The following is a 22,837-nucleotide window of genomic DNA, read 5'->3' as shown; positions in this document are numbered from 1 at the left end:
TGCACCGCGGGTACGCTCCGCCGGCCCCCGCCGCGAGAGGAACCCCATGCCGTACACCCCCGACCTGGACCGGCTGCTGACGCCCGGCGCCCGCTTCGCCGACGAGCACGCCACGTACGTCATGGAGGTGCACCCGGTTGGCGACGTCGTGCTGCCGACAGGCCAGGTGGTGGGCTGCGACCCGGTGGTCTGCCCCGACGACGAACCGTTCACGGTCGGGGTGGCTGCCGGGCACTACCCGGCGCGGGCCTGGGTCGCGGTGGTACGCGGCGACGGCACCGAGGCGGACCGGCGGGTCGCCGCCCTCGAACTGGTGGTCCACGACGAGCCCGCCGTCCGCTGGGAGATGGCGCTGGTCGGCGACCAGGACGTCTCGACGCTCAAGCCCCACGAGTGGTTCGGCTACGGGGTGGACACCGGCACGGGCACCCTGGCCGACCCGACGGCGCTGGCGGCCCTGGAGGCCTGGGACACCGCCGCGGTGACGGCCGTCTTCGCCGCGGACGGCCCCGGGCACGGGCCCGTCCCGGGGCACGTCGTCGCGGTGCTCGACGAGGCGACCGGGGCCAACGTGGTGACGGTCGCCTCGGGCTGGGGCGACGGCTGCTACGGCACCTGGATCGGGTGGACCGCCGACGGCCGGATCACCTCGTTCGTGACCGACTTCATGGTGGTGCCGGGGCCGGCGTGACCCGTGCGGTGTCAGCGACGCCGTCGAGGCGGCGCGGCGGGCTGCCGGGCGGGTACCGTGTGCGTCGGCTTTCCCCCCGGCACTCCGATGCCGGCCACCACCTTCGCAGCAGGGAGTCGACGCCGTGAGCGAGCGTACGCAGAACCGGTCCCAGAAGTCGGAGCGGCGGCTGGCCGCCCAGTTGGCCGCCCAGAAGGCAGCCGAGGCCAAGCGCCGCCGGCAGGCCTGGGCCGGCGGGCTCGCCGGGGTCGCCGTGGTCGCGGTGCTGATCACCGTCTTCGTGACGATCGGACGCAACACCGACGGCGACAAGGACCAGACGGCCACCACGCCGTCGACGGGCCCGTCCGCCAGTGCCCCGGCAACCGACGCCCCGCGTCTCCCGCAGCTCCCGCAGGGGGCGGACCCGGCCCTGGGCAGCAAGCCGACGGTCGCCGCCGGCAAGGGCGAGCTGAAGAAGCTCATCGTCACCCCGCTGATCAAGGGCACCGGCCCGGCGGTGCAGAAGGGCCAGACGATCACCACGAACTACGTCGGCGTCTTCTACAAGGACGGTAAGGAGTTCGACTCGTCGTGGAGCCGCAACGAGCCGGCCTCGTTCGCGATCGGCGTCGGTCAGGTCATCCCGGGCTGGGACCAGGGCCTCGTCGGGGTGACCGTCGGCAGCCGCGTGCAGCTCGACCTCCCGGCCGAGCTGGCGTACGGCACGAACCCCCCGGGCGGCCGCCCGGCCGGCCCGCTGCGCTTCGTGGTGGACGTGCTCGCGGCCCAGTGACCCGCGGGGCCGGTCGAGGCCCCAGCCCCGCCCGGCAGCGGGCCCGGTTCGCCCGGGATGTCGCCCGTCGTTGATGTCGTAGCCCACATGGGGCTTCCGGCCCCTCACCCACCCGCAGTAGGTTCAGCGTCACCCCGGGCGGTCGGCCGCCCGGGGTGATGACCGGACCGGACGCGGAGGTGCACGTGACGGCGCTGGACGACGCGGGGCGGACCGCCCGGGTGTTGTGGACGCACTACGAACCCGTCCACGCGATCACCTACTTCCATCCCCGCGCCCGGGCCGCCTTCGAGGCGGTCGGGCTGCGGGGCTTCTGGCGCGGCTACTTCGCCGGCCGGGCCGCGCCGCTGGGGCCTGCCGAGGCCGCGCCGGTGACCGCGGCGTTCTTCAACTTCGCCCCGCACACGGTGGCGCGGGCGCTGCCGGCCGTCTGGCGGCTGGCCACCCCCGAGGAGGCGCTGCGCGCGCGACTCACGGGCGCGGTGCAGGCGCTGGCCGAGCTGACCTACGAGCTGCCGGAGTCGCACCTGGTCGAGGCGGCCGACCTGCTGGAGGCCGCCGCCGCCGAGGCGGAACCGGCCGGCCGGGTGCTGGGCGCCGCCAACGCCGCCCTGCCGCGCGGCGAGTACCCGCTGGCCCGGCTCTGGCAGGCCGCCACCACGCTGCGTGAGCAACGTGGCGACGGGCACGTGGCGGCGCTGGTCGCGGCCGACCTCGACCCGGTCGAGACGCTGGCCTGGCGGGTCGCGGTCGACATCTCCCCGCTGAACCTGCTCGGGCGGGGCTGGTCGGAGGAACAGTGGGCCGCCGCCCGCGCCCGGCTGGCCGAGCGGGGCTGGCTGACGCCGGACGGGGAGCCGACCGGGCAGGGCCGGGCCCGATTCCAGGCGATCGAGGACGCCACCGACGCCGCCGCCGCGCGCCCGTGGCGGACGCTGGGTCCGGAGCGCACGAACCGGCTCCGGGAGCTGCTCGAACCGATCGCCCGCGCCGCCCACACCGTCATCCCCGAGGGCAACCCGATCGGCCTGCCCGCGCTGCGGAGCTGACCGCCGTCCGCCAACCCGCGATGCCGCCGGCCGCCAACCCCGTGCCGCCGGTCGCCAACCCGCGGAGCCGCCAGCCGCCGGCCCGGTGCCCGCCGATGGGGCAGGATGGGTTCGTGGCTGATGCGGTGATCTTCGACCTGGACGGCGTGATCGTGGACTCCGAGCCGGTGTGGGAGGAGGTCCGGCGGGCGTACGTCGCGGCACACGGCGGGACCTGGCAGCCCGACACGCAGCGCCGGCTGATGGGCATGAGCACCGGCGAGTGGGCCCGCTACCTCAGCGGGGAACTGGGCGTCGACCGCAGCGCCGAGCAGGTCGCCGCCGAGGTCGTCGAGGAGATGACCCGGCGGTACGCGGCCCGCGTACCGCTGATCGACGGGGCTGACGAGGTCGTGCGCCGGCTGGCCGAACGGTGGCCGCTGGGACTGGCCAGCTCGTCGCCGACCCGGCTGATCGCGGCGGCGCTGGCCGCGACGGGCCTGACCGGGGCGTTCGGCGCCACGCTGTCGACCGAGGAGACCGAGCGGGGCAAGCCGGCGCCGGACGTCTACCTGGCGGTCGCCGAGCGGCTGGGCGTCGACCCGGCCCGCTGCGTCGCCGTGGAGGACTCGTCCAACGGCGTCCGGTCGGCCGCCGCCGCCCGGATGACGGTGGTGGCGGTGCCGCACGGGGCGTACCCGCTGGACCCGGACGCCGAGCGGCTCGCGGCGCTGGTGCTCGGCGCGGTCGGGGAGCTGACCCCGCAGGTCGTCGACCGGCTCGGTTAGCAGCTCGACCTGGTCGCACGGACACGCCCGGCGCAGCCGCCAGCACCACCCCGCCCCATCGCCCTGACCCAGCCCTCCGGTGATCAGGACGCCATGGACCCTGAAACCGCCGGGTAACGCCCATGACGTCCTGATCACGGCGGCACCCGCGCGCCACCGCCGTGGAACGGAGCGTTCGCGCGCCAGCGCCGTGGAGCGGAGCGTTCGCGCGCCACCGCCGTGGGCCGTGAAGTGTCGGTGGGCAGCGTCCGTGCCCTCTGCGCGGCCGGCTTCGGCGTGGTGCACGGATTGTCCGGTTCGCGGTGGTCGGCGCGGGCATGAGCGCGGATCCGCCGGGTACCGCAGCCGACGGCGCCCGGCCGGGGCCGCCAGGTGAGGAGGCGGGGATGAAGGCGATCGTGTACGAGCGCACCGGCGACGCCTCGGTGCTGCGACTGGTCGACTGGCCGGTGCCGGAGCCCGGCCCCGGCGAGGTCCTGGTGCGGGTGGCCGTGTCGGGGGTGAACCCGACGGACTGGAAGGCACGCCGGCAGGGGCCGATGCCCGACGGCTGGCAGACGCCCGGGCAGGACGGCGCGGGAGTGATCGAGGCGGTCGGCGAGGGCGTCGACCGGGACCTCATCGGCGAGCGGGTCTGGCTGTGGGAGGCCGCGTGGATGCGGCCGTGGGGCACCGCCGCCGAGTACACGGTGGTGCCGGTCCGACAGGCGGTGCCCCTGGCCGACGCTTCCTTCGACCTTGGTGCCTGCCTGGGCATCCCCTTCCTCACCGCGCACCGCTGCCTGACCGCCGGCGAGTACACGCCGGACCGGCTGCACGCGGGCGCGCTCAGCGACCACACGGTGCTCGTGCAGGGCGGGGCGGGCGCGGTGGGCAACGCGGCCATCCAGCTCGCCCGGTGGGCGGACGCCTGCGTGGTGGCCACGGTCAGCAGCCCGGAGAAGGCGCAGCTGGCGGCGGCGGCCGGGGCGTCCTTCGTGGTCGACTACCGGGAGCAGGACGTGGTCGAGGAGGTCCGCAAGATCGCGCCCGACGGGGTGCACACGATCGTCGAGGTCGCCGCGGCGCGCAACGCCGCCGCCGACGTCCAGTTGCTCCGGCGCGGCGGCGTGGTCTGCGTCTACGCCGACGACGGCGGGGACGAGGTGACCCTGCCGATCCGGCCGTTGATGGTGCCGAACGCGCGGTTCCAGTTCGTGCTCGTCTACACCGAGCCGAAGGCCGCCAAGGCTCAGGCGGTGGTGGACGTGGCCGCCGCGGCGGCGCAGGGCGGGATCCGGGTGGGCGAGGACGCGGGCCTACCGCTGCACCACCACCCACTCTCGGCGGCCGGCGCGGCGCACCAGGCGGTGGAGAACTCGGTCGTCGGCAAGGTGCTGATCACGACCAGCGGGGGCGGGTGACGACCGCTACCGGCGGCGGGTCGGGGCGGGGACCGGCGGCGGGCGGGGACCGGCAGAACGCCGGAGCGGGACGCGGCGGAACCCGGCCGAGCCGAGCGGATTTCCCCGTCATCGGGACAGAGGCGAACAAGTTTCGCGACAATGACGGTGCGGGTCACCCGCATTGGAGCGGGCGGCCCCGGCGCGGTGCGAACGCCGGGGCCGCCCCTGGGGAGGGATTTCAGGAGTGGTCCCTACCCCAACAGGCGACGGTGCGCCTGAGAACGTTACGGGACGGTCAACTCCCGGACATTCAGTTCGCCCCCGGCGTACCGGGAACGTACGACCTTCTTGTCGAACTTGCCCACGCTGGTCTTCGGCACCGCGTCGACGACGGCCCAGCGCTCCGGCAACTGCCAGCGGGCCACCGACCCGGCCAGGAACTCCCGCAACTCCTCGGCCGTCACCGGCGCCCCCTCGCGGAGCACCACGGTGGCCAGCGGCCGCTCGCCCCACCGCTCGTCGGGCACCCCCACCACGCAGGCCTCCAGCACCGCCGGGTGGGCCATCAGGGCGTTCTCCAGCTCGACCGAGGAGATCCACTCGCCACCGGACTTGATGACGTCCTTGGCCCGGTCGGTGAGCGTGATGTAGCCGTCCGACGAGAGGGTGCCGACGTCCCCGGTACGCAGCCAGCCGTCGCGGAACTTCTCCTCGTCCGGCACGTCGTCGCCGACGTACCGGGTTGTCACCCACGGCCCGCGGACCTCCAACTCGCCGACCGACGCTCCGTCGGCGGGCAGCGGCTCGCCCAGCGGGCCGACGATGCGGGCCTCGACCCCGGCCGGTACGCGACCCTGCGTGTACCGGTAGCGCCAGGCCTCCTCGCCGGTCGCGCCGGCCGGCGGCCGGGAGACCGAGCCCAGTGGGGACGTCTCCGTCATCCCCCAGGCGTGGATGACGTCGATGCCGTGCCGCTCGGCGAACGCGTGCATCAGCGCCGGCGGGCAGGCCGAGCCGCCGACGATCACCTCCCGCAGCGAGGAGGCGTCCACGTCGTGGGCGTCCAGGTGGGCCAGCACGTCGTTCCAGATCGTCGGCACCGCACCGGCCAGGGTGGGCCGCTCGGCGGCGATCATCTCCGCGATCGGCCCGCCCTGGAGGAACCGGTCGGGCATGATCAGCGACGCCCCGCAGAGGAAGGCCGCGTACGGCAGGCCCCAGGCCATCGCGTGGAACATCGGCACGATGGGCAACTCCCGGTCGGTCGGGCCGAGGCCGAACCCCTCCGGCAGGCAGACCTGGAGCGAGTGCAGGTAGATCGAGCGGTGCGAGTAGGCGACGCCCTTCGGGTTGCCGGTGGTCCCCGAGGTGTAGCAGAGGGCGGCGGCGTCGCGCTCGTCCACCTCGGGCCAGTCGAAGGTGTCCGGGCGGTCGGCCAGCAGCGCGTCCCAGTGGTGCACGGCGATCCGGTCGCCGGCCGCCGCGGTGAGCGGGGCCGGGTCGCCGCCGCCGACCACCACCACGTGCCGGACGGTCGTCATCTCGCCGATCACCCGGGCCAGCAGCGGGATGAGCGTCGAGTCGACCAGCACCACCCGGTCCCCGGCGTGGTTGGCGATGTAGGCGACCTGGTCCGGGAAGAGCCGGATGTTGAGGGTGTGCAGCACCGCGCCCATGCTGGGCACCGCGAAGTACGCCACCAGGTGCTCGGCGTTGTTCCACATGAAGGTGGCGACCCGCTCGTCGCCGGTGACACCGCACTCGGCGCGCAACGCGTGCGCCAGCCGGGCCGCCGTGCGCCCGACCTCGGCGTACGTCATCCGGCGCGGCTCGGCGCCCGTCCAGGTGACCACCTCCGCCGTCCCGTGCACGGTGGCACCGTGGTGCAGGATCCGGGAGACCTGGAGCGGGGCGTCCATCATGGTGCTACGCATGGGTAACAAAGTAGTGTCGGCGGTCACAGGTTGGGAACCCTGGAACGCAGGTCGACACCGGATCGTCCCCGTAAATTGTCCGGGTGAGCATCTCCTGGGCCGATTCGTATGTGGGACAGCTGCGCGCGCTCGCCGGTGACCGGACGCTGATGTTCGTCGGCGCCCGCGCCGTGGTCCGCGACAACTCGGGGCGCCTCCTGCTGATCCAGCGCTCCGACAACGGGCAGTGGGCCCTGCCCGCCGGCGCGATGGAGTTGGGCGAGTCGATCGCGGACTGCGCCGTCCGCGAGGTACGTGAGGAGACCGGGCTGCGCGCGCTGCGGGTCAGCGCCTTCGCCCTCTACACGGGCCCGGACCGCACCCACACCAACATGTACGGCCACACGTACCAGATCTTCACGACCGCGTTCCGCGTCGACGAGTGGGACGGCGAGCTGGCCCGGATCACCGACGAGACGATCGACGCGGGCTTCTTCCACCGGGCGCAGCTGCCGGCCCCGATCTCCGCCAGCGTCCCCGAGACCCTCGCCGACCTGGACGTCTTCGAGCAGACCAACCGGCTCATCCTCAAGTAGGGCCGCCCGGGCGGCCTCAGGTGCGGCCAGCCCGGTCCGGTTCCGCGTGACGGTCGCCCGGCCCCGGTCAGAGCATCGTCTGGCTCTTCGCCTCCATCTCGGCGGCGGCCTCCTGCTTCGACTCCCTGCCCAGCGGCTTGCCGCCGGGCGCGGGACCCTCACCGCCGAGGCCGTCCGTGCCGCCCGTGGCGCCGCCCGGGCCCGCGCCACGCAGCTTCTCGTTCGGCAGCACCAGGGTGACCAGTACCGCCACGATCGCGATCAGGCCGGTGGTCAGGAAGACCAGGTGCAGCGACTCGACGAACGCCGCCTGGACGGCCGCGCGCACCGGGGCGGGCAGCGCCAGGATGGTTGCCGGGTCGTTGACCGAGATGTCCGCCCCGCCGCTCGCCGCCACCGCGGCCTGCTGCTCCGGCGGCAGTTGGGCGATCGCGCCCGGCAGCCGGTCGGCGAGCTCCGAGGTGAGCCGCGACGACAGCACCGCGCCGAGGATGGCGACGCCGAACGAGCCGCCCAGCGACCGGAAGAACGTCGCCGACGAGGTGCCGGCGCCCAGGTCCCGCATCGACACGGAGTTCTGCACGGCCAGGATCAGCGACTGCATGCAGAGCCCCAGCCCGACGCCGATCACCACCATGTAGCCGAAGGCCAGCCAGAGCGAGGTGTCCACCTCCAGCCGGGTGAACAGCAGCATGCCGACCACCAGCACCGCCGCGCCGGCCACCGGGAACCACTTGTACCGCCCGATCCGGCTCATCGCACGGCCGGTCAGCACCGAGGTGACGATGATGCCGGCCATCATCGGCAGCATCAGCAGACCGCTGCGGGTCGGCGAGGCGCCCCGGACGATCTGGAGGTAGAGCGGGATGAAGATGATCGAGCCGAACATCACCAGGCCGAGCACGAAGCCGGCCGAGTTGGCCAGCGCGAACGTGGCGCTGCGGAACAGCCGCAGCGGCAGGATCGGCTCGGCCACCCGGGCCTCCTGGAGCACGAAGGCCACGCCGAGCACCGTACCCGCGACGAAGAGGCCGACGATCACCCCGGAGCCCCAGGCGTACTCGTTGCCGCCCCAGCTCAGCGCCAGCAGCAGGCAGCTCACCCCGGCGACCAGCAGCGCCGCGCCGAGCCAGTCGATCGAGTGGTCGCGCCGGGTGAACGGGATCAGCCGCAGCACCCGGGAGCACACGAGGATCGCCAGGATCCCCAGCGGCAGGTTGATGTAGAAGATCCACCGCCAGTCGGTCTCGGCGAAGTAGCCACCGACCAGTGGGCCGGCGACCGAGGAGAGGCCGAAGACCGCCCCGAACAGGCCCTGGTAGCGTCCGCGCTCCCGGGGCGACACCACGTCCGAGATGATGGTGAACGCGAGCGTCATCAGGCCACCGGCGCCGAGGCCCTGGATCCCCCGGGTGACGATGAGCTGGGTCATGTCCTGCGACAGGCCGGCCAGCAGCGAGCCGAGCAGGAACGTGCCGATGGAGAAGAGGAAGACGGGGCGTCGCCCGTACAGGTCGGCCATCTTGCCGTAGAGCGGCGTCGAGGCCGTGGAGGCGAGCAGGTACGCGGTCACCACCCACGAGTAGTGGTTGATCCCGCCCAGCTCGCCGACGATGGTCGGCAGCGCGGTGCCGACGATGGTCTGGTCGAGCGCGGCCAGCAGCATGCCGGTCATCAGGCCGAACATGAGCAGCCGGATCTGCCGCCCGTCGAGCGTCGGGGCTTGCGTGTCCATCCCGCCTCCTTTCCCCGCTCACCCGGGACATGCGCGAGGAGCGGCGTGCACCTCGTCGGTCGCGGGTCGGTGGCGCTGCGGACCACCGACCCGACGACCGACGACGGTCAGCGGGACAGGTGCGCGCCCCCGGCGAACTCCTCGACGATCCTGGCACAGAAGGCCGGCAGGTCGTCCGGCTTGCGGCTGCTGACCAGTCCACCGTCCGTGACGACCTGCTCGTCGACCCACGTCGCGCCGGCGTTGGTCAGGTCGGTGCGCAGGCTGGGCCAGGACGTGACGCGGCGGCCCCGCACCACGTCCGCCTCGATCAGCGTCCACGGCCCGTGGCAGATCACCCCGACCGGCTTGCCGGCGTCGAAGAACGCCCTGACGAAACGCACCGCGTCCGGGTCGGCCCGCAGGAAGTCCGGGTTGGCCACCCCGCCGGGCAGCACCAGCGCGTCGTAGCCGCCGGCGTCCGCGTCGGCCGCGGTCACGTCCACGTCGTACGTCCCGGACTGGTCCAGGTGGTTGAAGGACTGGATGGTGCCGGGCCTGAGCGAGACCAGCTCCACGGTGGCGCCTGCCTGCTCCACCGCCTCGCGGGGCTGGACGTACTCGACCTCCTCGACGCCGTCGGCGGCCAGGAACGCGATCCGCTTGCCCTGAAGTGTCGTCACTGCCATCTCGGTGTCTCTCCTCTCCGGGGTTCCGTCCGTCCCTTCCCGGGGCCCGGTGCCCGAAACCCCGTCCCGGGGGCGGCAGGTGTGCCACCCGTCCCCGGTGGCGGCAGGTTTGGCCCGGATGCCCCTGGGGACCCGGGACGGCATGGCAGGAGGAGCAGCGGAACAGCGCCGGCTCGCCGCGGTGGTGGAGGGCTGGCTGGGGCGTCCCGTCCTGGTCGTCGGTGACGCCATGCTCGACGAGTGGCGGTTCGCCGAGTCCGACCGGCTCTGCCGGGAGGCGCCCGCCCCGGTCCTCACCCTGCGCCGGCGGATCTCCGCGGCCGGCGGGGCGGCGAACACCGCCGTCAACGTCGCCGCGCTCGGGGGCCGGGCGGTGCTGGTGGCACCGGTCGGCGCGGACGTCGCCGGTGACGAGCTGCACGACTGTCTGGACCGGGCCACCGTCTGGGACCGTACGGTCGCCCAGCCCGGCCGGCCCACGCCGGTGAAGCGGCGCATGCTGGCGGGCAACCAGATCCTGCTCCGGGAGGACTCCGGCGACGCCGACGACGCGCTCGACGACGACGGGGTGGCCCGGTTGCTCACCGCGTTGGACTGCGCCACCGAGGAGCTGCGCGCCGCCGGCGGCGCGGCGCCCACCCTGGTGGTCTGCGACTACGGCCTGGGCGCACTGCCCGCTGCCGTGCGCGCCTGGCTGGTGTCCCACCGGGAGCGGTACGCGACCGTCGCGCTGGACGCCCACGACCTGGCCGACTGGCGCGGCCTGGCTCCGACCGTGGTGACGCCCAGCTTCGCCGAGGCGACCCGGCTGCTCGCCCGGGCCGCCGGTGCCCGGCCGGCGCCCGGCACCGGGTTGCACCTGGACCACCCCGACGGCGACCCGGCCGACGGGCCCTCCGAGCTCACGGTGGGCGTCTCCCCGGGCGGCGCGGGCCCGCACCAGGACGCCCCCCGCGCCGGTCTCGGAGCCACCGGCGAGCCGACGGCCGGCGAGGGCCGGGTGGCGATGACCGGGGACGGGCTCACCGTGACCGGCACCGGCGTCACCGTCAACGCCACGGTCGGCGAGGGCGTCGACCGGGCCGTGCTCGCCGAGTCCCGCCTCGCCGAGCTGCGCGCGCACACCGGCGCGGACGTGGTGGCGGTGACCCTGGACACCGACGGCGCGGTGGTCGGCGGGGCGGACGGCGAGCCCCGGCGCAGCCACAGCACCCCGGTGCCGGCCAGCCACGCGGTCGGCGCGGGCGACGCGTACCTGGCGGCGATGACGCTCGCGTTGGCCGCCGACGCGCCGCTGCCCACCGCCGCCCAGCTGGCCCAGCTCGCCGCGACCATCACCGTCTCGGACACCGGCACCTGCGTGTGCCGCCGGGAGGACCTGCTCGTCGCGCTGGACGCACCGGTCCGGCGGGCCGGCCACCGGGGCCTGGTCGGCACCGACGAGCTGGCCGCGATCGTCGCGGAACACCGCCGGGCGGGCCGGGCGGTCGTCTTCACCAACGGTTGCTTCGACGTGCTGCACCGGGGCCACGTGCGCTACCTGGAGCAGGCCCGCGCGCTCGGCGACCTGCTGGTGGTCGCCGTCAACTCCGACGGCAGCGTACGCCGGCTGAAGGGCCCGGACCGGCCGGTGAACCCGGTCGAGGACCGCACCGCCCTGCTCGCCGCGCTGGCCTGCGTCGACCACGTGGTGGTCTTCGAGGCGGACTCCCCGGCGGAGCTGATCGAGACGGTCCGTCCCGACGTGTACGTCAAGGGCGGCGACTACCCGCCGGAGATGGTGCCGGAGGCGCCGCTGGTGCGCCGCCTCGGCGGGCAGGTGCGCACCCTCGGGTACGTCCCCGACCGGTCCACCTCGGCGATCATCGACCGGATCCGGGCGCACGGCCAGGAGCCGCAGGAGGAGGACACCTCCCTGACGAGCAAGCCGTCGTGAACCGCCCGCTCGACCTCGGCACAGCCGGCGGGTTCCGCGCGGAGCGGCTGCTCGACGTGCTGATCCCGACTCGCAACCGCCCCGCCGAGCTGGCCGTCACCCTCTCCGGGCTGGCCGCCCAGGAGGGCGTGCCCGGCTTCGGGGTGGTGGTCAGCGACCAGTCCGACGGCGACGCCGCGTACCGGCATCCGGCGGCGGCCACCATGGTCCGGATGCTGCGCCACCGGGGGCACCCGGTGCTGCTGACCCGCCGGCTGCCCCGGCGCGGGCTGGCCGAGCACCGGGCGTACCTGCTGGCCGCGTCCGCCGCCCGGTACGTGCTCTGCCTCGACGACGACGTCTGGCTGGAGCCGGGGACGCTGCGTCGGCTGGTCACCGCCATCGGGGAGCTGGGCTGCGGCTTCGTCGGCAACGCGGTGCACGGGCTGTCGTACGCCGACGACGTCCGGCCGGAGACGCACCGGCACTACGAGGAGTGGGGTGGGCGGCCCGTCCCGGAACGGATCCGGCCGGGCACCCCCGAGTGGGACCGGGCGTCGATCCATCCGGCGGCGAACCTGCTGCACGTCACGCGCGAGCTGAACCTGCCGCCGGGCGCCTGGCGGGCGTACAAGGTGTCCTGGATCGGCGGCTGCGTGCTCTACGACCGGGCGAAGCTGGTCGACTCCGGCGGGTTCGACTTCTGGCGGCGGGTGCACGAGAAGCACCAGGGCGAGGACGTCGCCGCCCAGCTCGCCGTGCTGGCGCGCTTCGGCGGCGCCGGTGTCCTGCCCAGCGGCGCGTACCACCTGGAGTCGCCGACCACGGTCACCGACCGGGACGTGGAGGCGTGGGAGGTCGTGCTCGCCGAGGAGGAGACGACCCAGCCGGCCTGACACCGACGCGGGCGTCCGGCCGCGCGGCGGCGCCGACGGACCCGGGCGCTCAGGGGGCGCCGGGTTCCGGGCGGAGCAGCTCGCGGGCCGCCTCCACGACCTCGACCACCGGCACGTCGGTGACGAAGGAGTCCCGGTGGGGGCACTCGCCGTCGCCGGGGCGGTGCGGGTAGATGCCCGGGGTGCAGTCCACCTCGCAGACCGGGCAGCGCACCGTCCACGAGCAGATCGGCCGGTGCCGGCCGCGCAGCAGGTTCGCCACGGTGATCAGGTTGCCGACCCAGTAGATGCCGACGGTCGCGGTGCCCACGGCGGCGGCCAGGTGCAGCGGGCCGGTGTCGTTGGAGACCACCAGTTCGCAGTCGGCGTAGCAGCCGGCCAGCCCGCCGAGGCTGAGCGTGCCCACCTGCGGCCGGAGGGGCACCCCGGCCGCCGCGACCACCCGGTCCACCACCTCCTGCTCGGCGGGGGTGCCGGTGACCAGCACCTCGTACCCGTCGCCGACCAGCTCGCGGGCCACCTCGGCGAAGCGTTCGGCGGGCCACCGCCGGCGGGTGTCCGTGGCGCCGGGGTGCAGCGCCACCCTCGGCCGCCGCGCCGGGCCGAGCACGTCGGCCGCCTCGGCCCGGTCGGCGTCGGTCACGGTCAGCGTCGGCACGATCGTGGCGGCGCCCGCGCCGACCAGCGCCGCCACCTCCAGGTAGCGGATCACCTCGTGCTGGTAGTAGACGTACCGGATCCAGCGGTCCAGTGGCGGCGCGTCCCCGGCGCGCAGCCCGGCGGTGACCCGGGCGCCGAGGGCGGCGACGAACGGGTTGGAGTTGGCGCCACCGCCGTGCAGCTGCAACGCCAGGTCGAAGCGTTCCGTACGGGCGGCGGCGAGGAAGTCGTCCAGCGTCGACTCCGGCTCGCCCGGGTCGGCGCCCCGGATCCCCGGCGTGGGCGGCACCACCAGCACACGGTCCACCGGCCCGGGCCGCTCGCGCCAGAGCTTCGCGTGCCACGGCGCGCCGAGCAGCACGATCTCCGCCTCCGGGTACGCGGCCCGCAACGCGTCCAGCGCCGGCAGGACGAAGATGAAGTCGCCGAGCGCGTTGGCGCGCAGCACGGCGATCCGCTCGACGTCGGGCACGCGCCCGGTCGCCGGGCCGAGCAGGTCCGGGGTGACCACGCGGCTCGCTACGGCCGGTCGGTCTCGTCGAGGGCGATGTCCGGGCGGTGCATCTCCCGGTCCGCGGCCGGGTCGACGACGGTCGGCGTACCCCCGGCGGGGCCGGCGGGTCGGGGGCCGGTGCGGCCGACGGTGATGGTGCGCGGCGCGGGCCGGGCGGCCCGGGGCAGCCGCACCCGGAGCAGGCCGTGGTCCATGACCGCGTCGATGGCGTCGGGGTCCACCCGGGACGGCAGGTCGACCCGGTACTCGAAGCCCCGGGTCTCGAAGCCGCCGGGGATGCCGTGGTCGGCGTTGACCTCGGCCTCGGAGCGGGCCCGGACGCAGAGTTCGCGGTCGTCCAGCTCGACCGCCACCTCCTCCGGCGCCACCCCGGGCAGCCGTACCACGACCTCCCAGCCGTCGGCGGTCTCGCTCAGCTCGACGTCCGCCGACCCGGTCCGGCCGCCGACCAGCCGGCTCAGCTCCGACCGCAGCGACTGGAGTTCGCCCATCGGGTCCCAGCCCTGCTGCCGGCCGCGCCAGCCCCGGCCGGACCCGCCGCTCTGCTCGCTCATGCCGCCCCTCCCCTGATGATCCGCACGCCCATCTACACCTCTCCGATCCGCCGGGTGGCCGCCGGGGGTCGCAGCGAGCTGGGCGCGTCCAGCCCGGCCTCCCGGTCCACGCCGACGCCGAGCCGGTCGACCAGCTCCCCGCCCAGCCAGGCGCTGACGCCGAGGATGGCCAGCGCGACCACCTCGATGGCGATCAGCGCGCCGCCGGCGGCCCGGGAGTCGGCGTTGAGCCGGACCGCCCAGATCGCGGCGAAGAGCAGGATCACGGCCACGTTGGCGGCGGCGTGGGTCAGCGCCACCCGCTTCGCGCGGGTGCCCGACGGGATGGCGAGCAGGTCGAACGTCCCGGCCGCCGCGGCCAGCAGTCCGCCGACCAGGCCGACGGTGATGTTCCAGTACGCGACCTCGCCGAGGAAGTCCGGTCCGCCGACGGTGTCCACCAGGTCGAACAGGACCGCGGTGGCCAGCAGGCCGACGGGGAACATGACCAGCATCGGGTGGACGGGATGGCCCAGCACCTTGAGTCGGCTCTCCATCGGGCCTCCACTGCTCGGTCTCTCCGGGCGGGTCGGGTGAGGCGGTACCCTCGGCCCGGAGGGACAAACCTCGCGCTGGTCGCGCTCTCCTGGGCTCACGGACGACGGGTACGCCGCCACCGGGGTCAACGCACGGGGGAGGATCACGTGACGGTGGAGATCACCTCGCACGAGGAACTGCGCGAGCTGCTGGGGGCGCCGATGCCGCGGGCGCTGGTCAAGGAGCGGCCCGTCCTGCACGCACGCGACCGGGACTGGCTGGCCGCGTCACCGTTCTGTCTGGTGGCGACGGCGGGCGCGGACGGCAGCTGCGACGTCTCGCCGAAGGGCGACCCGCCCGGCTTCGCGATGGTGCTGGACGAGCGGACCATCGCCGTCCCGGAGCGGCCGGGCAACCGGCGTGCCGACGGCTACCGCAACATCCTGGACAACCCGCACGTCGGGTTGATCTTCCTGATTCCCGGGCGCACCGACACGCTGCGGATCAACGGCCGGGCCCGTCTGGTCCGCGACGCCCCGTGGTTCGACGACATGGTGGTCGAAGGGCACCGCCCGGTCCTCGCCGTGGTGGTGGAGATCGAGCAGATCTTCTACCACTGCGCGAAGGCGTTCCTGCGCTCGCGGCTGTGGCAGCCGGAGAGCTGGCAGCCGGACTCGCTGCCCTCCCGGGCCCGGCTGATCAAGGAGGTCGAGAACCCGGCGGAGAGCCTGGCCGACCTGGAACGCCACTACGGCCCGCGATACGCCACCACCATCTACACCTGAAGCCGCCCCGCCCGCCCCGGGCCCCGCGGCCGGCGGCTCGGTGCAGACCGCGCTCACCCCGCCGGCGCTGCTGGCCCGGGTGACCGGGGCCCGGCGCACGGTCAACTACGGCATCCGGCCGATCGGCGCGCTGCTCGGCGGCGCGCTCGGGACCGCCCTCGGCGTCCGGCCGGCGCTCTGGATCGCGACGACGGGCGCGCTCGCGGGGGTGCTGTGGGTGGCCTTCTCGCCGGTCCGGCGCCTGCGCGGGCTCCCCGAGCAGGCCGCCTGACCGGCCGGGCCGGGGGTGCGCCGTGGCCCTCCCGTGTGGTGTCCCGGCAGGTCGGCGATTTAGCGCCGCGGCCGAGGGTAGGAGTTTGTTCAGACGAGGACGGCTCTCCCACCGAACGAGAGCGGTTCGACCTGAAGAGGAGGACCAACCATGACCACGAAGGTCGAGAAGTCCATCGAAGTACAGGTTCCGGTCAGCACCGCCTACAACCAGTGGACGCAGTTCGAGGAGTTCCCCCGCTTCATGGGTGGCGTGCGTGAGGTGCGCCAGCTCGACGACAAGCGGATGCACTGGGTCGCCGAGATCGGTGGCGTCCAGCGCGAGTGGGACGCCAAGGTCCTGGAGCAGGTGCCCGACCAGAAGGTGGCCTGGGCGGCCACCGAGGGCGTGACCAACGCCGGGGCGGTCTACTTCCAGCCCGTCGACGCCGACCGCACCATGGTCCGGCTGCACCTGGAGTACGAGCCCGAGGGCATGCTCGAGAAGGCCGGCGACAAGCTCAACGTCATCGAGCGGCAGGCCGAATCCGACCTGCGGAAGTTCAAGACGTACATCGAGGAGCGGGGCGTCGAGACCGGCGCCTGGCGCGGCACGGTCGACAGCGGCGTCGGTGTCGGCACCCCGGGCGTCGAGCACGCCGCCGCCACCCGCGGCGACAGCGGCAGCGCCGGCGTGTCCGGCAAGGCGGTGGCGGCGGGCGCCGCCGTGGCCGGGGTCGCAGCGGCCGGGGCCGCCGCGGCTGCGAAGCGCCGCTCCGACACCGACGAGGACGCCCGGCCGACCACCGCCACGACGACCGAGACGGAGTACGTGGTGACCGAGGTCGAGGTCGCTCCGGACCCCCGCATCGCCGGGCAGCCCCGCGTTCTCTGATCTCTCTCGGACGCCTCCCCTGTCAGCGGACGGCCCGGGTCCTCGTGACCCGGGCCGTCCGCTCGTCCGGGGTCCGGCCGGGCGGCGTCAGCGCGCCTCCGCGAGCACCGTCCACAGGTGGCCGTCCGGGTCGGCGAAGGTGCCCGTGTAGCCCCACGGCTGCGCGCCCGGCTCGACGACGACCTCCGCGCCGGCGGCCCGGGCCCGCCCGACGAGTTCGTCGACCTCGGCCGGCGTCGCGGCCGGGAGGCTGACGACGCACTCGCTCTGCCCGCGCCGGGCCACCTCGTGGCCACCGATGACCCAGCCGAAGCCGCCGGTGGGCACCAGCATGACGCGGAGGCCCTCGTTGAGCGCGTACTGCAAGGGCTCGGGGACGCCGTCCTCGGCCGGCTCGCCGACGGCCGCCAGGCCGAGCCCCTCCGAGTAGAAGCGGTACGAGGTCGGACGGTCGGCGATCGGCAGGGCGACGACGACGGGCGCATACCGCATGGGGCTGCCTCCGTGGGTTGACGACTGCGTACGGTCAGTGTGCGGGCGGCCGGGCGGGGCGACCGCCCGCGATCGACCGTACGGCACGCCTCGTCACCTCGGCGGCCCATCGTCGCCCGCGAGATCCACCGGCGCCTCCACACACCCGTCCCGCCCACCCGCCCTGCCATCCGTAGGGGCATGCGACCCATAGGGGCGTGTCCAGGTGTGCGGTCAGTAGGGGTCTCCTCCCTGTGGGATTGCCGGCATCATCGTGCCTGCGACGACCGCCCGGCCCACCAGCCGGCGGCGTCTGCGGGAACTCTCGCGAACCCTCTCGGAAGGGACTGCCTTGTCCACTCGTCGTCAACTGCTGCGCCTCGGCGCGGCGTCGGGCATCATCGGGGCGACCAGTGGCCTGGCCAGCCTCGCGGGACGGTTGGGCGCAGCCCCCGCAGCGGCAGGGGTCGCCGCCCCGACGCCCCCGCCCGTGGCCCCGTTCACCGTCCCGTTGACCGTGCCGCAGACCCTGCGTCCGGTGCTGCGGACCGCCACCACCGACTACTACTCGGTCACCATGCACCGCAGGCGCCTGGAGATCGTGCCGGGCACCCGCACCGAGGTGTACACCTACAACGGCGACCTGCCCGGCCCGACGATCCGCGCCACGTCGGGTCGCCGGGTGGTGGTACGCCAGCGCAACCGGCTGAACATGCCGACGGCGGTGCACCTGCACGGCGGCGCCACCGCTCCCGGCGACGACGGCTCGGGCGACGCCACGATTCCGCCCGGCGGCGAGCGGGTCTACACCTATCCGAACCGGCAGCCGCACGCCACCCTCTGGATGCACGACCACACCCACCACATGGAGGCCGAGCACCTCTACCGGGGCCTGGCCAGCCTCTACCTGCTCACCGACCGCACCGAGGCGGCGCTTCCGTTGCCCCGCGGCCGGTTCGACGTCCCGCTGGTGCTGCGCGACGCGCACCTGGACGCCAACGCCCAGCTGGTCTGGAACATGGACGACGCCGACAACCGGACCACCCTGCTGGTCAACGGGCGGCCCTGGCCGCGCTTCGAGGTGCAGGCCCGCCGCTACCGCTTCCGCCTGGTCAACTCCAGCAACCTGCGGTTCTTCCTGCTGCGGCTCGCCGACGGCGGGGACATCACGGTGATCGGTTCCGACGGCGGCCTGCTGGAGGCGCCGGTCACCATGCAGCACCTGTTGTTCTCGCCCGGCGAACGGCTCGACGTGGTGATCGATTTCGCCCGCTACCAGCCGGGCACCTCGGTGGTGCTGCAGAACCTGATGGGGCCGGGCCCGGCCGAGCAGGTAGGCCAGGTGATGCGCTTCGACGTCGTACGGGCGAAGGGGCGGGACCGCACTTCGGTGCCGCAGCGGTTGCGCACCCTGCCTCCGCTGCCCACGCCGACCGTACGCCGCAACATCGAGCTGCGGATGGACGAGCCGGGCTCCGGTGGGCACCAGGCGTACATCGACGGGAAGGTCTTCGATCCGGCCCGGATCGACACCACCATCGCCTGGGGCAGCACCGAGGAGTGGACGGTCACCAACGCCAACGCCTTCATGCCGCACAACTTCCACATGCACCTGGTGCAGTTCCGGGTGCTCGGCCGCAACGGCGCACCGGCCGATCCCACCGAGTCCGGCCTGAAGGACACCGTGATCGTCTGGCCCGGGCAGAGCGTGCGGCTCCAGGCCACCTTCGACACCTGGCGCGGGGTCTACCCGTACCACTGCCACATGGTCGACCACAGCGCGATGGGCATGATGGCCAATCTCAAGATCGTCTGATCCGCCCGGGCCGGGCGGCCGGCCGGCACCTTCTCGGAGCCGGCCGGTCCCGACGGGACCCCCGCCGCCCACCCGGCGGCGGTCGTGGACGCCGCACTAGGGTTGCCGGAGACTCGCGCCGCCGACGACGAGGACCACGATGCCCCGGACCGACCACGATGTCACCCTTGACGCGGCGCTGGACCCGCTGGTCCTCGCGCTGGACATCGGGTCCACCGCTGCCCGTGGGGGCGTGCACGACGCGTCGGGCCGGCGGGTCCACGGTCTGCAGCACAAGGTGCCGCACAACTTCACCGTCGCGGCCGACGGCACCTCGGTCATCGACCCCGACCAGGTGACGGCGGAGGTCGAGCAGATTCTCGACGCGGTGACCGGCGACCCTCGGCTGGGAACCCGCATCGCCGGCGTCGCGATGGACACCTTCGCCGCCTCGCTGATCGCGGTCGACGCGGCCGGACGCGCGCTGACCCCGTGCCTGACCTACGCCGACTCGCGCAGCGTCGACGCGGTGACGGCGCTGCGGGACGAACTCGACGAGCAGACGGTGCAGCAGCGCACCGGCACCCGCCTGCATACGAGCTACCACGCCCCACGCCTGCGCTGGCTCGCGGCCGTGGAGCCGCGCGTCGTCGCTGGGGCCGCCCTCTGGTGGTCGCTGGGCGAGTACGTGCTGGCTCGGCTGGTCGGGCAACCACTCGCCGGGACGTCCACGGTGGCGTGGACCGGCCTGCTCGACCGCCGTACCGGCGAGCTCGACGCCGAGTTGCTGGCTGCCGCCGGCGTCGGCGCCGAACAGTTCTCCGTGCCGCGGGACGTCACGGAGCCGATGCCTGCAACGTCCCCGGCGCGCTGGCCCGCCCTCGCCCGGGCCGTGTGGTTTCCCGTCATCACCGACGGCTTCGCCAGCAACATCGGGTCGGGGGCGGCCGACGCCACGGTGCTCACCGCGTCGACCGCCACCAGCGGTGCGTTGCGGGTGCTGCTCGACGGCCCTGCCGAGCCGCTGCCCTTCGGGTTGTGGAACTACCGGGTCGATGCGGGACGCACGCTGCTCGGCGGGGCGATCAACGACGTCGGTCGCGCCGTCAGCTGGGCGCAGAGCACGTTGCGCCTCAGCCCGGCGCTCGCGGGCGTCCTCACTGCGCCGCCGAGCGACGCCACGCCGCTCGTGCTGCCGTACCTCACGGGTGAACGCGCACCAGGCTGGGTCAGCGGGGCACGCGCCGTGCTCGGCGGCGTGTCGGCGGCCACGGACGCCGACACCCTGTTCCGCGGCATCGCCGAGGGCGTGGCCCTGACCTACGCGCGCGTCGCCGAGGAGCTGCATCCGGCCGCCCCGCAGATCCTTCAGGTCGCGGCAGCGGGGCGGGTCAGCAACGACCAACCCGAGTGGCTCCAGATCCTCGCTGACGTGCTCGGGCGACCCGTCACGCACGTGACCCGGCGGCGCACCACGCAGCACGGCACGGCGCTGCTCGCGCTCCACGTGCTGGCACCGGACGTCCCGCGCGCGCCCAGGTCCACCGGGGCGACGTACGAGCCCCGGGCCGCGCACGTCGAGCACTACGCGCGGCGGCGCGCGCAGTTCGCCGAGGTGTACGACGCGCTCGTGCGCCACTGAGGGGCCGAGTCGCGGCTCCTCGGCCCGGCACGCAGCGACGTCCCTCGGCTGCACCACAGCCAGGGGGCCGCTGATCCGCCCGGCCGGCTCCCACACCCACCGACGTCCTCGGCCGCGTCCCACCGGGGCGTCGGGCGTCCGGGGAGCGGTCAGTCGGCCGAGGCCCGAGGGATCTCAATCGACATAGACCGATGTATTGTTCCAACGACGGGTCGCTGGGTGGCCTGTCGGGGCAACGCCGCCTCCACCGTACGAGACCGACGACGTCTAGGGAGAACAGACCATGAACGAACATCGGGAGGGGCGGCTACGGACGCGATGGCGGCGGGCAGCCCGTACCGCCGTCGCGGCAGCGGCCGCTGTGGGGATCACCGTGCTGGCCATCGGGCTCACGGCGGGTGCGGCCACGGCGGGCACCAGCTCTGCCGGCCGCACGCCGGACGCCTCGCTCGCCGCCGGGCCGGTGTCCCGGGTCGCCGCAGGCAATCTGCACACCTGCGTGATCCGCACCGATGACGCACTCTGGTGCTGGGGCAACAACTTCTACGGCCAGCTCGGCGACGGCACCACCACGGAACGGACCGCTCCGGTCCGGATCGGCGACGCCACCACCTGGGCGCGTATCGACGCCAGCATCAGCACCACCTGCGCGGTACGCACGGACGGAACGCTGTGGTGCTGGGGCAGCAACCACAACGGGCAGCTCGGCGACGGCACGACCACGAAGCGGAGCAGCCCCGTACGGATCGGTGACGGCACCACCTGGGCCAGCGTCAGCACCGCCGCCAATCACACCTGTGCCGTCCAGACCACCGGGACCCTGTGGTGCTGGGGCTCGAACCGCCACGGGCAGCTCGGCACCGGCGTGACCCCCTATCTGGCGACCGCCCCGCTGCAGGTCGGCACGGGGACCACCTGGGCGAGCGTCACGACCGGGTACGCGCACACCTGCGCCATCCGCACCGACCGGACCCTCTGGTGCTGGGGCAGCAGTTCGGACGGACAGCTGGGTCTCGGCATCCGGGACTACCGGGCGACACCGACGCAGGTGGGCACCGCGACCACGTGGACCGGCGTGACGGCCGGATACGTACACACCTGCGCGGTCCGCGCCGACGGGACGCTGTGGTGCTGGGGCGAGAACGGGTACGGCCAGGTGGGCGGGGGCGTCGGCTTCCAGACCACCCCGCTCCAGGTCGGCACCGCCACCACCTGGGCAAGGGTCGAGACGGGCGTCGACTCGTCGTGCGCGACGCGCACCGACGGCAGCCTGTGGTGCTGGGGCAACAACGCGTCGGGGCAGCTCGGCGACGGCACCACCACCCACCGGTCGACCCCGACCCAGGTCGGTGGCGCCACCACCTGGACGGACAGCCTCGCCGCGTCCTACCACGCCTGCGCAATGCGCACCGACGGCAGCCTGTGGTGCTGGGGCGACAACTCGTTCGGGCAGCTCGGCGACGGCACCACCACTCCCCGGCCGACCCCGGCACCGGTGGCCCTGGCGGGCTGACCACCACCGGTGGACGAGCCGGCCGTCGGTCCGCGCCGCTACCGCGTCGGCGACGGCGCGGACCGACGGCACCGCACCATCAGCCGGTGTCGCGCAGTGTGCCCCAACCGCCGGGCAAGATCCCGCGCGGGCTCAGCGGCCAGCGCATGGCGCGTCGGGCCCGGGGGTCTCGGCGGGCACCAGCAGCGGCCGGTACGTCCGCACGGAGTCGGTGAGCATGCCGAAGTGCGAGGAGGCGTTCCCGTCGAGGTACCGGGTGGGCACCGTGACCTGCTCGATCGGGCAGCGGTTGCGGGCGGCGGCGACCAGGACGGCCATCTCGTAGTCGAAACGCTCGCCTGGAATCGTCAGCAGCCATCGCACCAGTTCGTGCGGATAGGCCCGCAGACCGGTCTGGGTGTCGGCCGCCGCTACACCGGTGGTCATCTTGAACAGGGTCCGCGTGACGGCGTTGCCGATCCGGCTGCGTAGCGGCACGTCACCGTCGAACCGACGTACGCCGAGCACGATGGCCCTGGTGTCGCGCACCCGCTCGGCCAGGCGCAGGATGTCCGAGGCCCGGTGCTGGCCGTCGGCGTCGGCGCACACCACGTCCTTTCCCGGGTGGGCCCGCAACACGTACCGGCAACCCTCCTTGAGCGCGCTCCCCTTGCCGCGGTTACGGTCCAGGCGCCGCAGTGCACAGCCGAGGTCGCTCACCCGCCGCAGCAGTCGCGCCGAGTTCGCGCCGCTGCCGTCGTCCACCACGACGACAGCCGTGTGTGGTGCCGCCGTACGCAGCTCGGCCACGAGCTCGACGAGCCTCTCACCCGGCTGGTACACCGGCAGGACCACGACGGCATGTGTCATGCCA

19 protein-coding genes and 3 pseudogenes are annotated in these 22,837 nt (G+C 74.2%); 14 read left to right on the top strand and 8 right to left on the bottom strand.

The features are described from left to right. Window positions 1-46 precede the first annotated feature (46 nt). From KBX06_RS05720 to KBX06_RS05700, 5 genes and pseudogenes are all read left to right on the top strand, one after another. Window positions 47-691, top strand: a complete 645-nt coding sequence (locus KBX06_RS05720; protein ID WP_210833123.1) for a DUF4241 domain-containing protein — start codon at window positions 47-49, stop codon at window positions 689-691. Window positions 692-778: 87 nt separating this feature from the next. After that, window positions 779-1,466: pseudogene (locus KBX06_RS05715) on the top strand (FKBP-type peptidyl-prolyl cis-trans isomerase). 158 nt (window positions 1,467-1,624) lie between these two features. Then, a complete protein-coding gene (locus KBX06_RS05710) occupies window positions 1,625-2,515 on the top strand; it encodes a hypothetical protein (protein WP_210833121.1) in 891 nt (296 codons plus the stop codon). 113 nt (window positions 2,516-2,628) lie between these two features. After that, window positions 2,629-3,282, top strand: coding sequence for an HAD family phosphatase (locus KBX06_RS05705; protein WP_210833120.1), 654 nt, complete (start codon window positions 2,629-2,631; stop codon window positions 3,280-3,282). A gap of 386 nt (window positions 3,283-3,668) precedes the next feature. After that, on the top strand, window positions 3,669-4,685 hold the full coding sequence (locus KBX06_RS05700; RefSeq protein ID WP_210833119.1) for an NADPH:quinone reductase: 1,017 nt from the start codon (window positions 3,669-3,671) through the stop codon (window positions 4,683-4,685). A 266-nt stretch (window positions 4,686-4,951) separates the two neighbouring features. Here KBX06_RS05700 and KBX06_RS05695 read toward each other — a convergent pair whose 3' ends face one another. After that, a complete protein-coding gene (locus KBX06_RS05695; RefSeq protein WP_210833316.1) occupies window positions 4,952-6,586 on the bottom strand; it encodes a fatty acid--CoA ligase in 1,635 nt (544 codons plus the stop codon). Window positions 6,587-6,684: 98 nt separating this feature from the next. On the opposite strand from KBX06_RS05695, the gene KBX06_RS05690 reads away from it, so the two are divergent. Continuing rightward, window positions 6,685-7,176 (top strand): NUDIX domain-containing protein, encoded by a 492-nt coding sequence (locus KBX06_RS05690; RefSeq protein ID WP_210833118.1) that lies wholly within the window; start codon window positions 6,685-6,687, stop codon window positions 7,174-7,176. 67 nt (window positions 7,177-7,243) lie between these two features. On the opposite strand, the gene KBX06_RS05685 is transcribed toward KBX06_RS05690, so the two are convergent. Continuing rightward, window positions 7,244-8,911, bottom strand: a complete 1,668-nt coding sequence (locus KBX06_RS05685; RefSeq protein WP_210833117.1) for an MDR family MFS transporter — start codon at window positions 8,909-8,911, stop codon at window positions 7,244-7,246. A 107-nt stretch (window positions 8,912-9,018) separates the two neighbouring features. After that, window positions 9,019-9,579: a type 1 glutamine amidotransferase domain-containing protein gene (locus KBX06_RS05680; RefSeq protein ID WP_210833116.1), complete on the bottom strand. Its 561-nt coding sequence runs from the start codon at window positions 9,577-9,579 to the stop codon at window positions 9,019-9,021. Window positions 9,580-9,721: 142 nt separating this feature from the next. Here KBX06_RS05680 and rfaE2 point away from each other — a divergent pair, with 142 nt between their 5' ends. Next, window positions 9,722-11,515: a D-glycero-beta-D-manno-heptose 1-phosphate adenylyltransferase gene (rfaE2, locus tag KBX06_RS05675; RefSeq protein ID WP_210833315.1), complete on the top strand. Its 1,794-nt coding sequence runs from the start codon at window positions 9,722-9,724 to the stop codon at window positions 11,513-11,515. Then, window positions 11,512-12,390: a glycosyltransferase family 2 protein gene (locus KBX06_RS05670; protein ID WP_210833115.1), complete on the top strand. Its 879-nt coding sequence runs from the start codon at window positions 11,512-11,514 to the stop codon at window positions 12,388-12,390. The genes rfaE2 and KBX06_RS05670 overlap by 4 nt, the downstream gene beginning before the upstream one ends. A gap of 49 nt (window positions 12,391-12,439) precedes the next feature. Here the strand turns inward: KBX06_RS05670 and KBX06_RS05665 are convergent, their stop codons facing one another. Genes KBX06_RS05665 through KBX06_RS05655 form a run of 3 tightly spaced genes read right to left on the bottom strand, consistent with a single transcriptional unit; the run spans window position 12,440 to window position 14,654 of the window. Then, window positions 12,440-13,561 carry a glycosyltransferase family 9 protein gene (locus KBX06_RS05665; protein ID WP_210833114.1) on the bottom strand — a complete coding sequence of 374 codons (1,122 nt, stop codon included), beginning with the start codon at window positions 13,559-13,561 and terminating at the stop codon, window positions 12,440-12,442. Between the two features lie 8 nt (window positions 13,562-13,569). Next, window positions 13,570-14,118 (bottom strand): Hsp20/alpha crystallin family protein, encoded by a 549-nt coding sequence (locus KBX06_RS05660; RefSeq protein WP_210833113.1) that lies wholly within the window; start codon window positions 14,116-14,118, stop codon window positions 13,570-13,572. Window positions 14,119-14,150: 32 nt separating this feature from the next. Then, a complete protein-coding gene (locus KBX06_RS05655) occupies window positions 14,151-14,654 on the bottom strand; it encodes a DUF2231 domain-containing protein (protein WP_210833112.1) in 504 nt (167 codons plus the stop codon). Window positions 14,655-14,801: 147 nt separating this feature from the next. Between KBX06_RS05655 and KBX06_RS05650 the strand changes: the two genes are divergently transcribed. The 3 genes and pseudogenes from KBX06_RS05650 to KBX06_RS27600 all read left to right on the top strand — a co-directional run. Next, window positions 14,802-15,419, top strand: a complete 618-nt coding sequence (locus KBX06_RS05650) for a pyridoxamine 5'-phosphate oxidase family protein (protein ID WP_210833111.1) — start codon at window positions 14,802-14,804, stop codon at window positions 15,417-15,419. A gap of 28 nt (window positions 15,420-15,447) precedes the next feature. Continuing rightward, window positions 15,448-15,690 (top strand): annotated as a pseudogene (locus KBX06_RS05645) (MFS transporter); the annotation flags it as partial. A 150-nt stretch (window positions 15,691-15,840) separates the two neighbouring features. Continuing rightward, a pseudogene (locus tag KBX06_RS27600) lies at window positions 15,841-16,290 on the top strand (SRPBCC family protein); the annotation flags it as partial. A gap of 360 nt (window positions 16,291-16,650) precedes the next feature. Here the strand turns inward: KBX06_RS27600 and KBX06_RS05635 are convergent. Continuing rightward, window positions 16,651-17,055, bottom strand: a complete 405-nt coding sequence (locus tag KBX06_RS05635) for a VOC family protein (protein ID WP_210833109.1) — start codon at window positions 17,053-17,055, stop codon at window positions 16,651-16,653. A gap of 331 nt (window positions 17,056-17,386) precedes the next feature. Here KBX06_RS05635 and KBX06_RS05630 point away from each other — a divergent pair, with 331 nt between their 5' ends. The 3 genes from KBX06_RS05630 (at window position 17,387) to KBX06_RS05620 (ending at window position 21,984) form a co-directional block, all read left to right on the top strand. Beyond that, window positions 17,387-18,850, top strand: coding sequence for a multicopper oxidase family protein (locus tag KBX06_RS05630; protein ID WP_210833108.1), 1,464 nt, complete (start codon window positions 17,387-17,389; stop codon window positions 18,848-18,850). A gap of 139 nt (window positions 18,851-18,989) precedes the next feature. Continuing rightward, window positions 18,990-20,471, top strand: a complete 1,482-nt coding sequence (locus KBX06_RS05625; protein WP_210833107.1) for a gluconokinase — start codon at window positions 18,990-18,992, stop codon at window positions 20,469-20,471. 283 nt (window positions 20,472-20,754) lie between these two features. Continuing rightward, the gene (locus KBX06_RS05620; protein ID WP_210833106.1) at window positions 20,755-21,984 is read left to right on the top strand and encodes a hypothetical protein; all 1,230 of its coding nucleotides are present in this window, start codon (window positions 20,755-20,757) and stop codon (window positions 21,982-21,984) included. Window positions 21,985-22,116: 132 nt separating this feature from the next. On the opposite strand, the gene KBX06_RS05615 is transcribed toward KBX06_RS05620, so the two are convergent. Beyond that, window positions 22,117-22,833 carry a glycosyltransferase family 2 protein gene (locus tag KBX06_RS05615; RefSeq protein ID WP_210833105.1) on the bottom strand — a complete coding sequence of 239 codons (717 nt, stop codon included), beginning with the start codon at window positions 22,831-22,833 and terminating at the stop codon, window positions 22,117-22,119. Window positions 22,834-22,837 lie beyond the last annotated feature (4 nt).

The sequence above is a fragment of the Micromonospora sp. C31 genome (genome assembly GCF_018070575.1).
Taxonomy (GTDB): Bacteria; Actinomycetota; Actinomycetes; order Mycobacteriales; family Micromonosporaceae; genus Micromonospora.
The sequence above is the reverse complement of the archived record's forward strand: the minus strand, read 5'-3'. Positions and strand labels throughout refer to the sequence as shown.

What these genes read in the sequence shown, in the direction of transcription:
- KBX06_RS05720 (WP_210833123.1), top strand. Translation starts at nt 47, where the DNA reads ATGCCGTACACCCCCGACCTGGACCGGCTGCTGACGCCCGGCGCCCGC.
- KBX06_RS05710 (WP_210833121.1), top strand. Translation starts at nt 1,625, where the DNA reads ATGACCGGACCGGACGCGGAGGTGCACGTGACGGCGCTGGACGACGCG.
- KBX06_RS05700 (WP_210833119.1), top strand. Translation starts at nt 3,669, where the DNA reads ATGAAGGCGATCGTGTACGAGCGCACCGGCGACGCCTCGGTGCTGCGA.
- KBX06_RS05695 (WP_210833316.1), bottom strand. Translation starts at nt 6,586, where the DNA reads ATGGACGCCCCGCTCCAGGTCTCCCGGATCCTGCACCACGGTGCCACC.
- KBX06_RS05685 (WP_210833117.1), bottom strand. Translation starts at nt 8,911, where the DNA reads ATGGACACGCAAGCCCCGACGCTCGACGGGCGGCAGATCCGGCTGCTC.
- KBX06_RS05680 (WP_210833116.1), bottom strand. Translation starts at nt 9,579, where the DNA reads ATGGCAGTGACGACACTTCAGGGCAAGCGGATCGCGTTCCTGGCCGCC.
- rfaE2 (WP_210833315.1), top strand. Translation starts at nt 9,722, where the DNA reads ATGGCAGGAGGAGCAGCGGAACAGCGCCGGCTCGCCGCGGTGGTGGAG.
- KBX06_RS05660 (WP_210833113.1), bottom strand. Translation starts at nt 14,118, where the DNA reads ATGAGCGAGCAGAGCGGCGGGTCCGGCCGGGGCTGGCGCGGCCGGCAG.
- KBX06_RS05655 (WP_210833112.1), bottom strand. Translation starts at nt 14,654, where the DNA reads ATGGAGAGCCGACTCAAGGTGCTGGGCCATCCCGTCCACCCGATGCTG.
- KBX06_RS05635 (WP_210833109.1), bottom strand. Translation starts at nt 17,055, where the DNA reads ATGCGGTATGCGCCCGTCGTCGTCGCCCTGCCGATCGCCGACCGTCCG.
- KBX06_RS05625 (WP_210833107.1), top strand. Translation starts at nt 18,990, where the DNA reads ATGCCCCGGACCGACCACGATGTCACCCTTGACGCGGCGCTGGACCCG.
- KBX06_RS05620 (WP_210833106.1), top strand. Translation starts at nt 20,755, where the DNA reads ATGAACGAACATCGGGAGGGGCGGCTACGGACGCGATGGCGGCGGGCA.
- KBX06_RS05615 (WP_210833105.1), bottom strand. Translation starts at nt 22,833, where the DNA reads ATGACACATGCCGTCGTGGTCCTGCCGGTGTACCAGCCGGGTGAGAGG.